Origin of the sequence: Bradyrhizobium sp. CCGE-LA001, assembly GCF_000296215.2 — a bacterium.
Classification (GTDB): Bacteria; Pseudomonadota; Alphaproteobacteria; order Rhizobiales; family Xanthobacteraceae; genus Bradyrhizobium.
Map to the genome: position 1 here is coordinate 549119 of NZ_CP013949.1, position 13315 is coordinate 562433.

At 62.1% G+C, this 13315-nt stretch carries 9 protein-coding genes, 1 tRNA gene and 1 pseudogene; 5 read left to right on the plus strand and 6 right to left on the minus strand.

All coding sequences use genetic code 11. From position 1 onward, the window contains the following. The gene (gene otsB / locus BCCGELA001_RS02575) at positions 1-819 is read left to right on the plus strand and encodes a trehalose-phosphatase (RefSeq protein WP_008541892.1); all 819 of its coding nucleotides are present in this window, start codon (positions 1-3) and stop codon (positions 817-819) included. Positions 820-1062: 243 nt separating this feature from the next. Further along, complete coding sequence (locus tag BCCGELA001_RS02580; RefSeq protein ID WP_060734555.1) at positions 1063-2526, plus strand: trehalose-6-phosphate synthase; 1464 nt, start codon at positions 1063-1065, stop codon at positions 2524-2526. Between the two features lie 161 nt (positions 2527-2687). Here the strand turns inward: BCCGELA001_RS02580 and BCCGELA001_RS02585 are convergent, their stop codons facing one another. Then, positions 2688-3029, minus strand: a complete 342-nt coding sequence (locus BCCGELA001_RS02585; protein ID WP_008541894.1) for a hypothetical protein — start codon at positions 3027-3029, stop codon at positions 2688-2690. 206 nt (positions 3030-3235) lie between these two features. Between BCCGELA001_RS02585 and BCCGELA001_RS02590 the strand changes: the two genes are divergently transcribed. Continuing rightward, positions 3236-3325: transfer RNA gene (locus tag BCCGELA001_RS02590), tRNA-Ser, on the plus strand. A 75-nt stretch (positions 3326-3400) separates the two neighbouring features. Here BCCGELA001_RS02590 and BCCGELA001_RS02595 read toward each other — a convergent pair. The 5 genes from BCCGELA001_RS02595 to BCCGELA001_RS02615 form a co-directional block, all read right to left on the minus strand. Then, entirely contained in the window at positions 3401-3739 is a 339-nt protein-coding gene (locus tag BCCGELA001_RS02595) for a hypothetical protein (RefSeq protein ID WP_008541895.1), read from the minus strand. A gap of 105 nt (positions 3740-3844) precedes the next feature. Further along, on the minus strand, positions 3845-5854 hold the full coding sequence (locus BCCGELA001_RS02600; protein WP_060734556.1) for a caspase family protein: 2010 nt from the start codon (positions 5852-5854) through the stop codon (positions 3845-3847). Between the two features lie 149 nt (positions 5855-6003). Next, the gene (locus BCCGELA001_RS02605; RefSeq protein ID WP_158511594.1) at positions 6004-6981 is read right to left on the minus strand and encodes an AfsR/SARP family transcriptional regulator; all 978 of its coding nucleotides are present in this window, start codon (positions 6979-6981) and stop codon (positions 6004-6006) included. 390 nt (positions 6982-7371) lie between these two features. Then, a complete protein-coding gene (locus tag BCCGELA001_RS02610; RefSeq protein ID WP_060734558.1) occupies positions 7372-8223 on the minus strand; it encodes an alpha/beta fold hydrolase in 852 nt (283 codons plus the stop codon). Positions 8224-8255: 32 nt separating this feature from the next. Further along, on the minus strand, positions 8256-8834 hold the full coding sequence (locus BCCGELA001_RS02615; RefSeq protein WP_008541914.1) for a TetR/AcrR family transcriptional regulator: 579 nt from the start codon (positions 8832-8834) through the stop codon (positions 8256-8258). A gap of 214 nt (positions 8835-9048) precedes the next feature. Here BCCGELA001_RS02615 and BCCGELA001_RS02620 point away from each other — a divergent pair, with 214 nt between their 5' ends. Both BCCGELA001_RS02620 and BCCGELA001_RS02625 read left to right on the plus strand, forming a co-directional pair. Next, complete coding sequence (locus BCCGELA001_RS02620) at positions 9049-10152, plus strand: efflux RND transporter periplasmic adaptor subunit (RefSeq protein WP_060734559.1); 1104 nt, start codon at positions 9049-9051, stop codon at positions 10150-10152. Beyond that, positions 10152-13261: pseudogene (locus tag BCCGELA001_RS02625) on the plus strand (efflux RND transporter permease subunit). Before BCCGELA001_RS02620 ends, BCCGELA001_RS02625 begins: the two are co-directional and overlap by 1 nt. Positions 13262-13315: the final 54 nt, after the last annotated feature.

Genomic DNA, 13315 nt, shown 5'->3' on the forward strand with positions numbered 1-13315 from the left:
ATGAAATCGGAACTCGCGGACATGGCTTTGGACGAGAAGCGCACCATGCTTGATGACGAGGCCCCTGACGCGGTGCCCGTGCCGCATGCGCTGGTGCCGCATCTCGACGAGACCGCCATCCTGCTCGACATCGACGGCACGCTGCTCGACCTGATGCCGACGCCGCGCGAGGTGTGGGTGCCGCCGGGATTGTCGGAAACGCTGAGGCATTTGACTGAGCGCACCTCCGGCGCGCTGGCGCTTGTCAGCGGCCGCTCGCTCAACGACATCGACCTGATCTTCGCACCCGACGTGTTTCGCGCCGTCGCCGGCCACGGCGCCGAGATGCGGCTGTCGGTGGACAATGAAGCCGATGCCGTGCATGCGCCGCCGCTGGACAAGGAGTTGAAGCGGCGGCTTGCCGCGATCGCCAAGCTCAGCCCCGGCATTCTGCTGGAGGACAAGGGCTATTCTCTGGCGCTGCACTATCGTCTCGCGCCGCATGCGGAGAAGGCGATCTACGAAGCCGTGTCGTTCATTCGTGCAGAGCTGCCCAATGCGCCGATCGAGGTGCTGCCCGGCAAGTTCGTTTGCGAGATCAAGCATTCCGGCTTCACCAAGGCGACCGGCGTGCGCGAATTGATGACGCACGAGCCTTTCAGGGGACGCCGCCCGATCTTCATCGGTGATGACGTCACCGATGAAACCGTGTTCGCGATCATGCCTGATATGAAAGGGCTCGCCTTCTCGGTCGGCCGCCGCGCCATGGGCGTGAACGGTCACTTCGACGCGCCAAGCGATGTGCGTGCGTTCCTTGCGCGCCTGCTCGATCCAAGGTGAAACAAAGGCAGCGCCATCCTGCAGACACAATGCTGGGCCCGCAGTGTCATCGCGCACTGCGATGCATGCTGCGCCATCCACATTGTCCAAAGCCGACTTTGCAATGAAATGAGCGGGTTCCTGAAAGGAAAACCAGTTCCAACGCACGTGCCCGATTTTGGTTTCAATCGGTTGAAACGATGACAGGAACCATATTGATGAACGGCAGTTAAACGGGTGGAATGAAACAGGAGGGGACGACCTGTGAACTTAGTCGTCGTTTCAAATCGCGTCGCCCGCGGCAAGCCAAATGAACCCATGACGGGCGGCCTTGCGGCAGCCTTGTTGCCGGTTGTGGAACATTCGGGAGCGATCTGGGTGGGTTCCTCGGGCCGCGTGCGTGATGGTCATCAGAAGGAACCGTTCGCCGAAATCGAAGCACTGGGGACCGGTGCGATCGCGACGCTGGACCTGCCGGCGGCGCATTATGGCGGCTATTACGAAGGCTTCGCCAATTCGGCGCTGTGGCCGGCGCTGCATTCGCGCAGCGATCTGATCCGTGTCTCGCGCGAAGATTATGTCAGCTATCGCGAGGTCAACGCCTTCATGGCGCGCGCTTTGATGCGCTTTCGAAAAACCAAGACCGCGTTCTGGGTGCAGGACTATCATTTCCTTGCGCTCGGCGCGGAACTGCGCGAACTCGGTGTCGATGATCCCATCGGTTTCTTCCTGCATACGCCGTGGCCCGTCGCCGCGGTGATGCAGGGCGTGCCCAATCATCGCGAGCTGATCACGGCGATGCTGGCCTATGATCTGCTCGGCTTCCAGACCAATGAGGACTGCCAGAACTTCCTCGGCTATGCCGGCGGCGAGCTCGGCCTTGCGGTCGAGGACGGCGTCGTGCTGTCGCAGCACGGCCGCACCCGCTGCGAAGTCTTCCCCATCGGCATCGATGCGGAAAAGTTCGCAGCCTATGCCGCGAAATCAGCATCGCATCCCGACGTGTCGCGTCTGCGGCGCAGCCTCAACGGCGAGCGTCTCGCGATCGGCGTCGACCGCCTCGACTATTCCAAGGGTCTCGTCAACCGCATCAGCGCGTTCGACCGGCTCTGGACCGAGCAGCCGCAATTCGCGCGCAGCATCTCGCTGCTTCAGATCGCGAACCCCTCGCGCGGCGCCATCGAGGCCTATGGCAATCTGCAGAACGAGGTCGCGCGCCTCGTCACCGACGTCAACGGCCGCCACGGCGAGGTCGACTGGACACCGATCCGCTATCTCAACAAGGGTTTCAGCCAGGCTGTGCTCGCGGGCCTCTATCGCACCGCGCAGATTGGCGTGGTGACGCCGCTGCATGACGGCATGAACCTCGTCGCCAAGGAATATGTCGCCGCGCAAAACCCGGCCGATCCTGGCGTGCTGGTGCTGTCGAAATTCGCCGGCGCCGCCAACGAGCTCGACACAGCCTTGCTGGTCAATCCGCACGACATCGACGGCATGGCGCGCGCGATCGCGGTCGCGGCCGCGATGCCGCTCACCGAGCGCAAGATGCGCTGGGAAGCGATGATGAAGAAGCTGCGCGGCCACACCATCCAGCAATGGTCGGCCGACTTCGTCGCCGAGCTGGAGAAGTGCCGCACCGAGAAGGCCGCGGTCGCTCCGCTCGCAACCCAGCCGCCGCAGGCCCTGCGCTGGCTGAGATCGGCGATATCAGGCGTGCGGTTGATCTGAGATCCTGCATCATGGCCGGGCTTGTCCCGGCCATCCACGCCTCAATCCTCGGACCTCAAGAACGTGGATGCCCGGGCCTTCGCCTCGCCGAAGCGGCTTCGGCCGCGCAGGCGGCACAAGCTCGGGCATGACGATGATCTGTGACGGCGAAGCGCGGTAGCTCAATAGCAATACGACACGCCGTCCAGGATCGCGCATTGCCGCTTGTTCGGCGCGTTGGGATCATCCAGCGGCACCACGCCCTTGCCCTGGCCGACGAATACGCCGGGCCCGACATGCACCGAGCTCTTGGTGCCGATGATCACGCTCTGATGCGGCGCCGAACTCGAGCGCGTGCCGTCCGGCCAGAGGATGGCATTGCCCGACAGTACGCCCCGCCGGCCGTCGTCGCAGCTGATATCGACGCCCTGCCGCGTGCAGACCTGGGCCGGGGCTGGCGTCGCGAGCGCAACACAAAGGGTCGAAATCAGGCTCAGCGCAGTGATGGTCTGACGGATGATCATCGTATCCTCTCGGCCTCGCCCGGCGTCTTTGGCAGCCTCGCGTGAATCGTCGCCCCAAACCGGCCGCAGGTTCAGCCGACCGGCCCCTCAGAGGCTCGTCCGCCACCAGATATTCCCTCGTAAATACAATAGTTTGCGGAAAATTCACCCGATTTCCCCGCGGTCTCTTGCAAAATCATCGGCGCCCCTTCAAGAGAGGGCGCTCCGGAGAGATGGCCGAGTGGCTTAAGGCGCACGCTTGGAAAGCGTGTGTGCGGGAAACCGTACCGTGGGTTCGAATCCCACTCTCTCCGCCAGCTCAAAGCCGCACTTCGACGTGGAATAGCCGCGCTGTTGGTTTGCGCCAGCGGCCCCAAACTGCGCCGGCTCGATCAGGGGATGAATCGCGCACGGGCGCAGCCCCATGCACCTATACAAGTCCCGAGCACCCGGAAATCGTCGCAACAGACGTGAACGGATCCGATGCAGCACGTGATGCCACTTGGGCAACTTTCGCGAAGCGTATCGGCGGGCGGACGGTCCTCGACCTTGCTGTCGCCAGGCTCCTCGATCGCAATGGCCACGGCGCCTACGCGCACTGCGACCCGATTGTTCTCGAGCTTCACGTCTTGTGACGCGAATTGCAGAGCCCCATTATTGCCGAGAGATACGAGTCGAACGGTGTCGCCGCGTTGCTCGGCAACTCCCGCAAAGTCAACGAAATCGCCCATGACCTTCTCCTGACAATCCGCGGGCGCCTAGACTGGCGGCAACCTGCGTGTGGTGTCCCAACTAGGCCGCGCCTCCTGGGGCTAGGAGGCGCGGGTTCTCGCTAGCTAGTATGTCCGCTGCAGTTGGGGCAAAGCCGAGGAGACGACGTTTGCGACCAGGTCGTGCGGCATCGCCAAACCGCTCGGAGCGAGGCTCGGAGCCAATGACGGTGAGATCGTGCTTGGTGCACCGCTCTTGGTCAGCTCACCGACGATCGTGGGGATTGCGGAGGCCACGACGCGCGCGATCGCACCCCAGAACTTGTCATCGCCGGCGCCCGCTCCCGCTCCTGTTGGGGCGAAGTCCTTGTCCCCCTGGAAATCGCCCTTGCGCAGCGCGCCGATGACGGCCGGGAGCGCAGCCTGAACGATGTTGGCGAATGCTCCCCAGAATTTCTCTTCGCCGCCGAAGTCCTTCTGCGGCTCGGCGCCGCTTTTCGTCAGGGCCTGGATGACGACCGGCGCCACCGTACCGATGACGCTCATGAGGGCGCCGAGGAATTTTTCTTGGCCGGCCTGCTGGAAGTCCTTCTGAGGATCGACACCGCTCTTGCTCAGCGCCTGAATGACGATCGGCCCGAGCGTGCCGATAACGCTTGCGATGGCGCCGAAGAACTTCTGATCGCCGGCGGGGGCATCCTCGAATCCCTTAACGGGGGTGCCCTGCTTGCTGAGCGCGTTAATAACGACTGGCAGTGTCGCCGAGATCGCGCTCGCAATAGCGCCCCAGAACTTTTCTTCGCCGCCAAAATCCTTCTGCGGCTGGATTCCCTGTGCAGAGATCGTGCGGAACAGCGTTGGCATGCAACTGGTGGCTATGCCGAGGATGGACCCAAGGAACTTCTCCTGACCACCCGAGAAATCCTTCTGTGGTTCATAGCCCCCCTTGCGCAAGGCCTGCACAACCGCCGGCACAGCGGTCGAGACGACGTTGAGCAAGGTGCGCCAGAACTTCTCCTCACCGCCCGGAATAGCCGTGAAGTCCTTCTGCGGTTGAAAATCACCCTTTCGCAGCGCATCGACGATGGCTGGCACCGCCACCGAGGCGAGGCTCGCGAGCACACCCCAGAACTTTTCGTCGCCGCTTGCAACAGGCTGGCCGATGGATTTGTCGTGAATCATGGTCGGGTCCTTTCTCTGGTTGCTGAGTACATCCTGGATGATCCTCGTCATCCAGTCGGGGGAAGAAGGTTGGGGCGCCGCCTGGCCCTGGAAGAGCAGGAATGACGCGGCGGCCAGACCGGCGGGATTGGTGGGTTCGGTGAGGACCGGCGTCTGCCGGAAGCCGAGGTCCCGCAGCATCTTGGTCGTTCCTTCGACGAGCCGCCGGTTCGAGACGTGGGGACCGAGGGCAGTGAGTTGCTCGAGCAGAGCGTAGGTGAAGGCCGACTTGCCGCCGGTCTTCGGCGTCGAAGCAGATGCGGTCTCGTCTGCAAGGCAGGCAGAGAGCAGCATCCCATTCATCTGCAACTGGCCGGCCTCGTCGAATTCCTTTCCGACCGTCAACCCCAGGCGATTGCCGATCCTCGATGCCGCGCCAGGCCACGCGCCGAAGGGCCGGTAGCGCAGCTGAGAGACCTTCTTCGGATCGAGGAATACCTTGTCATTCTCGACGATCGGCGGAACCTTGAGCACCTTGGTCTGGGCGACATCCATGTGACCGTCGGTCATCATGACCTTGTACATGCCGCCTGAATGGCAACTGTCTGATATCAGCGTAAAGACGCCGGGGGGCACCGCCTGGGACTTCTGGCTGAGCGCGTTGTCGAACAGGAACTGGTCGTACAGACACAGCACTTCTTCCAGATCCTGGCCCTGGGCGACCTGGTACCCGTGGCCGGAGAAGAAGAACACGAGCCGATCATCCGGGCTCGCTCCGTTGAACAGCCATGACAGTCCAGCCTCGACGTTCTGCAGGGTTGCCTTTTCGTCGTAGTCGAATCGAACGTCTGCAAATTTGTAGACGTCGGTGATCTTCTGATGGAACGCCTTCGCGTCGTTGATACAACTCGGGAGGTTGTTTGCGGGGTTTGGATAATGGTCGACGGCAGCGATATATGCTTTGTAATTTGGCATGATCGTTCCTCGCAATTGGTGGTTCGGAGTCGAATAATGCGACCGGCCAAGGTTTGCGGCTCGTTCGCATCCGCGCTCCATGACACCGGGCGATCATCGAGCGCTGGTGTCTCGCGCCGGTCACAACCGGAGTGCTCGGGTCTCACAAACTAGGATGCGGAAGAAATTTTTCTCGCCAGGTCGATGCCCGGCGGTATCTCGATAGTTTGGTGCAGCTGGCTCTGGCGAGGAGCAGCCTGCATGATCGAGGCGAAAGCCCGAACTTCCTGGCTGAGTTGGTGGAGGTGCTTCTGAATTAGTTCAAGCTGACGCTCAAAGTCCCGGTCAACGTTGGCCTGCGGAGCGATAGTATCCGGTTGCTGTGCCCCATCGTCGCGTAGACGACGGAATAGCGCTGTTGTTTCACGGGTTGGCGAGACTCCGAGCTCATGCCGAAATGCGAGCTGAAGCTTCTCGTAGTGCCGTAGCGCGGCCATCCGATCGCCCATCATGTCGTAGCAATGCATGATCTCGCGGTGGATGTGCTCGAGGAAGGAATCCTCGGCCAGGATTCGGCGCGCGATGCGGATGGCTTCTCCCCAATCGGACCTGTGCTTTGCCGCAATCAGCAGGGTCTCGAGGCATGCGAGGAAGCGGCCGCGATAGGCCTCCCTGTCCGTCAAGCACCAATCGTAGTTGAGTTCGCTGAGAAGATCCCCCCGATAGAGTTGCTCGATGGCCTCCGATGTCGCAATCGGGCTTGCGGGGTTCGACTGCGGCGAAGACGCCTTGATGCACTGATCGAACGCTTCAATGTCGATCCACACCTGCTCGTTTGCAGATAAGGAGAGCGATTCCGGCCGGGCGTTGATCCATTGCGAGGCATTTTCGCCGGCGTTCGCAAGCGCGCAACGAAGGCGCCACACTTCCGTACTGAGGTTGCGGCGAAGACGCTCGGCCGGTCCATCGCCCCAAAGGCGCGCAACGAGGACGTCACGACTGACAGGTGCCCGTTTCTGCAGGGCAAGCACAGCAAGGAGATGCTTTGAGCGTTCGCTGAGAAACTCGACGCGGGTCCCGTGGCGACCCCAGACTTCTAGTTGACCGAACAGTCGGCATATCGGACGCTGGGCTGGTGTGCTCTCCATGACCTGCCTCCTCATGCGCCCCGACTGAAACGTAACGCGAAGCCAAGATTGTCGTGTGAGCCCTTTCACATTCCGGGAAAGCTACGGACTTGTCACTCACGCGTCGTTAATGTCATTCAACCAGCGCGACCCAAGTACGAATCACTTTTGAATTGAAGGTTCAGGATTGGAGGGACCCTTTCGAAGGGCCTTCTTGGCGGCATGAGAGGGCCGCAAAGCGCCAAGTTTGACCCCGGGGACGGCGTCCCCCGACACCGCTCCCGAGCAGTCCTGGCATGGCTCCCTCTCCTAGCGTGCCGGCACAGGTAAATGATTGCCTGGAATATTAGATTGCGGAGAAGGTTGGATCCCAGTTGCTCGTCCTCCGCCATTTTTTTCCGGCGCGGACCGTTATCCTGTGGCCAGGATCACACGAGCCAGTTCGGACGGATTCTCGACAGCTGAGAAGTGGCCGGTACTTTTCAGAGTCAACATCTGTGCGGCAGGGATTAGCGACCGCGTGCGCTCGCGTTCATTTGGCTGAGACCAGTCGCTATCGCCGTAAACGAGCGTCACGGGCGCCGATATCTGCTCATAATAGTCCCGCGCCTTGCTCCAGGATTGCCAGCCTGCCAGCACCTTGCGCGCCATCCGCTTGTATCCCGGGCGACGAGCGACCGCGTCGAATTCGGCAAGCAGATCGGCTGGTAGTTTGCGCGGGTCGTGATATCCGCCACCCATGATCCTGCCGAGGACAATCTTGTTTTCGAGCGCTGCGTTGATCGCGCCGAGCACGGGGATCTGCAAGCTTCCGATGATGAAGTTCGCGAACCAATTACCGCGTCGAATACCGTCGCCGTAGCGGATCTCGTAATCGTAGGGGTTGATTGCGTAGACCTGCTTCACTCGCTGCGGAAGCGACGCCGCTGCTGTGAGGGCCAATGCTCCGCCGATCGACTCGCCAACGAGCGTCAAATTGGAGAGGTCTAGCTCCTCGATGAAGCTGATGACGGCTCGCCTGAAGTAGGGTTCGTCGAAGCTGGCGTCCGGGTCGATTGGTGAGTGGCCGTGACCTGGGAGATCAATGGCGTAGACCGTGTACGCTCTTGCGAGGAGGGGCGCCAGACTGCGGAAATATTCGAGCTGCGTCCGGATCGTATGTATGAGGAGCAGTGGAGGCCCACTCCCGGTCTTTTGAAAACGCACGCTTAGCTTGTCCGATATTTTCAGCAAGCTTGGTTTGGCTTCAGTCATGCTGAGCATTCGATCTCTCCGTGTTTCGAGGGGGCGCGCTTTCAAGCGGCAGCGACCTCGCGGACCTGTTGGGCCGCGGCATCCAAAAGCGCCTGAGCCAGATCAGGGTCGTTGACGACGCGCGATAGCGTCACCGCGCCGACCATCGTTGCGAGAATGGCCATCGCCTTGCTGCGGGAGTCCGCCTCGCCAGTTCCGCCGAGAAAGCGGTCGAGTACGTCGAGGTGCGCTTTCAGTCCTGCTTCGAATTCCGCCTTCACCTCGGGGCCCTGCCGTGCGGCATCCGAGCCAAGTGCCACGATCGGGCAACCGTCCATCTTCTCTCCGCGATGGTCGCCGCTGAGGTAGAACGTGATTACCGCGCCAAGCGGATCATCAGGATTTTGAGCGGCCGCGTCGGACCATCGGCCGGACGCGCTCTCCAATGCGCGCCTGGACGCTTCCACGGCCAGATCCTCTTTTGATGCGAACTGCTTGTAGAAGGCGCCCTGGGTGAGCCCGGCCCCCTTCATGAGATCCTTGAGGCCGATGCCATCAAAGCCGCGCTCTCTGAAGAGGCGACTGGCCACATTGATAACGGTTTGGCGGTTCTCGGCCGCCTGAGTGCGACTCACTCGCATCGTGTAGCTCCATTTGGATTTCGTTCGACTTCTATAACGGAGTTAGAGTTCACTTGCAATCTATCAATGGGAACGGCGGGATTTGGGTGCCTCTGGACCAAAACTCCCCGGCGTTCGGTAATCACGCTCACGTGACGGTCCAAATTTAGATTGCGATCGAAATCTAAAGTGTATATAGAAGTCGTACGAAATCCAAATTTCGAAGGAGTCGATCATGAAAAGGGGTGTTGCGGTGCTGGCCGGTATTTTGGTCCCAGCTGGTGTGGCAACCTTCGTTGCTCTTGCGATTCCCGCCCATGAAGCCTCCGCGGTGAACGACCCACGGCAGGAGCCCCCGATAGTCCGTCTGGTGACGGCGGCGCGGGTCAGCGGATCCGACCGCGGCTTCACGGGGACGGTCGGCGCGCGCGTGGAAAGCAATCTCGGATTTCGCGTCGCGGGGAAGATCGTCGAACGGCTCGTCAATGTCGGGGAGCAAGTCAAGGCCGGACAGCCGTTGATGCGGATCGACGAAACCGATCTTCGTCTGGCGGTCACGGCCAAGCGCAACGCGGTCGCCGCCGCGCGTGCAGTTGTCGTTCAGACCGACGCCGACGAGCGGCGCTACGCCAATCTCGTGAACGACGGATGGACGTCAAAGCAGCGCTACGAGCAGGCGAAGGCCGCATCGGATACCGCCAAAGCGCAGCTTGCCGCGGCGGAAGCGGACGCGGGCGTCGCGGAGAACCAGGCGACCTATTCCGTGCTAATTGCCGATGCGGACGGAACGGTCACCCAAACGCTGGGTGAGCCCGGCCAAGTCGTCGCCGCCGGCCAAGCGGTGGTTCGGCTGGCACAGTCCGGTCCTCGCGAAGCGGTGGTCGCGCTTCCCGAAACCACCCGGCCGTCGATCGGATCGCTCGCCGAGGCGAGCCTCTATGGCAGCGACGGGCGCCGCTATACCGCGCATCTGCGCCAGTTGTCGGATTCCGCCGATCCCCAGACCCGCACCTATGAGGCCCGCTACGTGCTCGATGGCGACGCCGCGGCTGCACCACTCGGCGCGACGGTGACCATTCGGCTTGCAAGCCAGGACAGTCAGCCGGATGTCCAAGTGCCGCTGGGTGCCGTGCTCGATGACGGCAGATCGACAGGCGTCTGGGTCTTCGACGGCGCGACCTCGACCGTACGCTTGCAGCCCGTCAAGCTGCTGCGCGTGACCAGCGAGACGGCCGTTATCTCCGGATCGAACTCCGGTGACCAGATTGTTTCCCTCGGCGCTCATCTTCTGCACGAAGGTGCTCGCGTCAGGACCGCGTCGGAAAGCAGGGGCAAGTGATGAGCTTCAATCTTTCCGCCCTCGCCGTTCGCGAGCGGGCCGTCACCCTGTTCTTCATCCTGCTGTTGGCTGCCGCGGGTGCTTACGCCTTCCTCAAGCTCGGTCGGGCCGAGGACCCATCCTTCACCATCAAGACGCTCACGGTCACGACGGTTTGGCCAGGCGCGACGGCACGCGAGATCCAGGACCAGGTCGCCGAACCCCTGGAGAAGCGGATTCAGGAACTGACCTGGTACGATCGGGTGGAGACGACGACGCGGCCCGGTTATGCTTACATGACGGTGACGCTGAAGGACAGCACGCCGCCCTCGATCGTGCAGGAGGAGTTTTATCAGGCTCGCAAGAAGCTCGGAGATGAAGCCCGCAAGCTGCCCTCCGGCGTGCTCGGTCCCTTCGTCAACGACGAATATTCAGACGTGAGCTTCGCCCTTTATGCCCTCAAGGCCAAGGGCATGCCGATGCGCGAACTCGCCAGGCAAGCCGAGACCATCCGTCAGGACCTCCTCCATGTGTCCGGCGTCAAGAAGATCAACATCCTCGGCGAGCGTCCGGAACAGATCTTCGTCGAGTTTTCCTATGCCAAGCTGGCGACCCTCGGCGTAGCGGCAACGGATATCGTTGCCGCCTTGCAGCGGCAGAACACGTTGACCCCGGCAGGATCGATCGACACCAAGGGACCGCAGGTCTTCATCCGGGTCGATGGCGCCTATGACAGCGTCCAGGCGATTGCCGACACGCCGATCGTCGCCGCCGGGCGGACGCTGAAGCTGGCCGACATTGCCGAGGTCCGCCGCGGCTACGAGGATCCGCCCACCTACATCATCAGGCACCAGGGCGAGCCCACCATCATGCTCGCGGCGGTGATGCAGGAAGGCTGGAATGGCCTGGCCCTCGGCAAGGCACTGGAGGAGAGGTCCGCAGCGATCGCCGGAACATTGCCGCTCGGGATGAGCCTGGCCAAGGTCAGCGATCAGGCCGTCAACATCACCTCGGCGGTCGACGAGTTCATGATGAAGTTTGCGATGGCGCTCGGCGTGGTGCTGCTGGTGAGCCTGCTGAGCCTCGGCTGGCGCGTCGGCATCGTCGTCGCGGCGGCCGTGCCCCTGACGCTTGCCGTCGTATTCCTCATCATGCTCGAAACCGGCCGGTTCTTCGACCGCATTACGCTCGGCGCTTTGATTCTGGCGCTCGGTCTCCTCGTCGACGACGCCATCATCGCGATCGAGGTGATGGTGGTGAAAATGGAAGAGGGCATGGACCGCATCTCGGCCGCGGCCTATGCGTGGAGCCACACCGCCGCGCCGATGCTGTCCGGAACGCTCGTTACGATCGCTGGCTTCCTGCCGGTGGGATTCGCGCGCTCGACGGCCGGGGAATACGCCGGAAACATCTTCTGGGTCGTCGGGTTCGCCCTCATCGTCTCCTGGATCGTCGCGGTGATCTTCACGCCCTATCTTGGCGTCAAGATGCTGCCCGCGATCAAGCCGGTCGAGGGCGGTCACCAAGCGATCTATGGCACGCCCAACTATCGGCGCCTGCGAGGACTCATCACCTTCGCCGTCCGCCACAAGTTCCTGACCTGCAGCATCGTCGCCGTTGCCTTCGCGCTTTCCGTTATCGGCATGGGTGGGGTCAAGCAGCAATTCTTCCCGACCTCCGATCGCCCGGAAGTGCTGGTGGAAGTTCGCCTGCCGGAAGGCACCAGCATCGAGACGACGACGGCCGCCGTCGAGAAGCTCGAGGGTTGGCTGCACGATCAACCCGAGGCCAAGATCATCACGAGCTATGTCGGTCAGGGTGCACCCCGCTTCTTCTTCGCGATGGCGCCCGAGCTGCCCGATCCGGCCTTCGCGAAGATCGTTGTGCTGACGCCTGACGCGGAGGCGCGCGAGGCTTTGAAGCACCGGCTCCGGCAGACCGTGTCACAGGGCCTCGCACCCGAGGCCAATGTGCGCGTCACTCAACTCGTATTCGGACCTTATACGCCTTTCCCGGTGGAGTTCCGGATCATGGGGCCGGATCCTGCCCAATTGTATGCGATCTCTCAGAAGGCCCTTGAAGTCATGCGCGGCGTTCACGACGCGCGGCAGGCAAATCGGGATTGGGGCGATCGCACGCCCGTGCTCCGCTTCATCCCGGATCAGGACCGGCTGAACCTGATAGGCCTGTCGCCGGCCGAGGTGGGCCGCCAGCTCCAGTTCCTGCTCACCGGCATCACCGTCACGCAGGTTCGCGAGGACATCCGCAATGTCCCAATCGTGGCGCGCAGCGCCGGCCGGGAGCGGCTTGACCCATCGCGTCTGGCGGATTTCTCATTGATGAGCAGGGACGGCCGCGCGATTCCGCTCGACCAAGTCGGTCATTCGGAAATCCGACTCGAAGAGCCGATCATGAAGCGCCGCGATCGCACGCCGGTCGTCACCATTCGCTCTGACATCAATGAGGCGACCCAACCTCCGGAGGTTTCCAAGGACATCAAGACCGCCCTCCAGCCGCTGATCGCCTCCCTTCCGGCCGGCTATCGTATCGAGCTGGGCGGATCGATCGAGGAAGCAACCAAGGCCAACGACGCGTTGGCGACGATTTTTCCCGCCATGATTGCCGCCATGCTGATCGTCATCATGCTGCAGGTGCGATCCTTCTCGACGATGGCGATGGTCGTGCTGACGGGACCACTCGGCCTCGTCGGCGTCGTGCCGATGTTGCTCCTCTTCAACCAACCGTTCGGGTTCAACGCGATCCTGGGCCTGATCGGACTGGCGGGAATCCTGATGCGCAACACCCTGATTTTGACCGAGCAGATCAAGGAGAACTTAGCCGCCGGCCTTGACGATTATCACGCCATCATCGAGGCCACGGTGCAACGCACGAGGCCGGTGATCCTCACTGCATTGGCCGCCGTGCTCGCCTTCATCCCGCTCACGCACTCCGTCTTCTGGGGATCGATGGCCTACACGCTGATCGGCGGCACCGCGGTCGGAACGGTGCTGATCCTGCTGTTCCTCCCGGCGCTCTATGCCACCTGGTTCCGGGTCAAGCCGACCGCAGATGACATGCACGAGCTTCGCACGAGGAGCCGGAATTGCGATCAGCATTGGCTGCCGAGTAAGGCTGTGTTGCTGCAATAGATCGTCCGCGCCCTATCTGCTGATAATCCGCCGCG

Coding starts and splice junctions, on each gene's coding strand:
- otsB (WP_008541892.1), top strand. CDS start 1: ATGAAATCGGAACTCGCGGACATGGCTTTGGACGAGAAGCGCACCATG.
- BCCGELA001_RS02585 (WP_008541894.1), bottom strand. CDS start 3,029: ATGATCATCCGTCAGACCATCACTGCGCTGAGCCTGATTTCGACCCTT.
- BCCGELA001_RS02595 (WP_008541895.1), bottom strand. CDS start 3,739: ATGGGCGATTTCGTTGACTTTGCGGGAGTTGCCGAGCAACGCGGCGAC.
- BCCGELA001_RS02600 (WP_060734556.1), bottom strand. CDS start 5,854: ATGCCAAATTACAAAGCATATATCGCTGCCGTCGACCATTATCCAAAC.
- BCCGELA001_RS02605 (WP_158511594.1), bottom strand. CDS start 6,981: ATGGAGAGCACACCAGCCCAGCGTCCGATATGCCGACTGTTCGGTCAA.
- BCCGELA001_RS02610 (WP_060734558.1), bottom strand. CDS start 8,223: ATGCTCAGCATGACTGAAGCCAAACCAAGCTTGCTGAAAATATCGGAC.
- BCCGELA001_RS02615 (WP_008541914.1), bottom strand. CDS start 8,834: ATGCGAGTGAGTCGCACTCAGGCGGCCGAGAACCGCCAAACCGTTATC.
- BCCGELA001_RS02620 (WP_060734559.1), top strand. CDS start 9,049: ATGAAAAGGGGTGTTGCGGTGCTGGCCGGTATTTTGGTCCCAGCTGGT.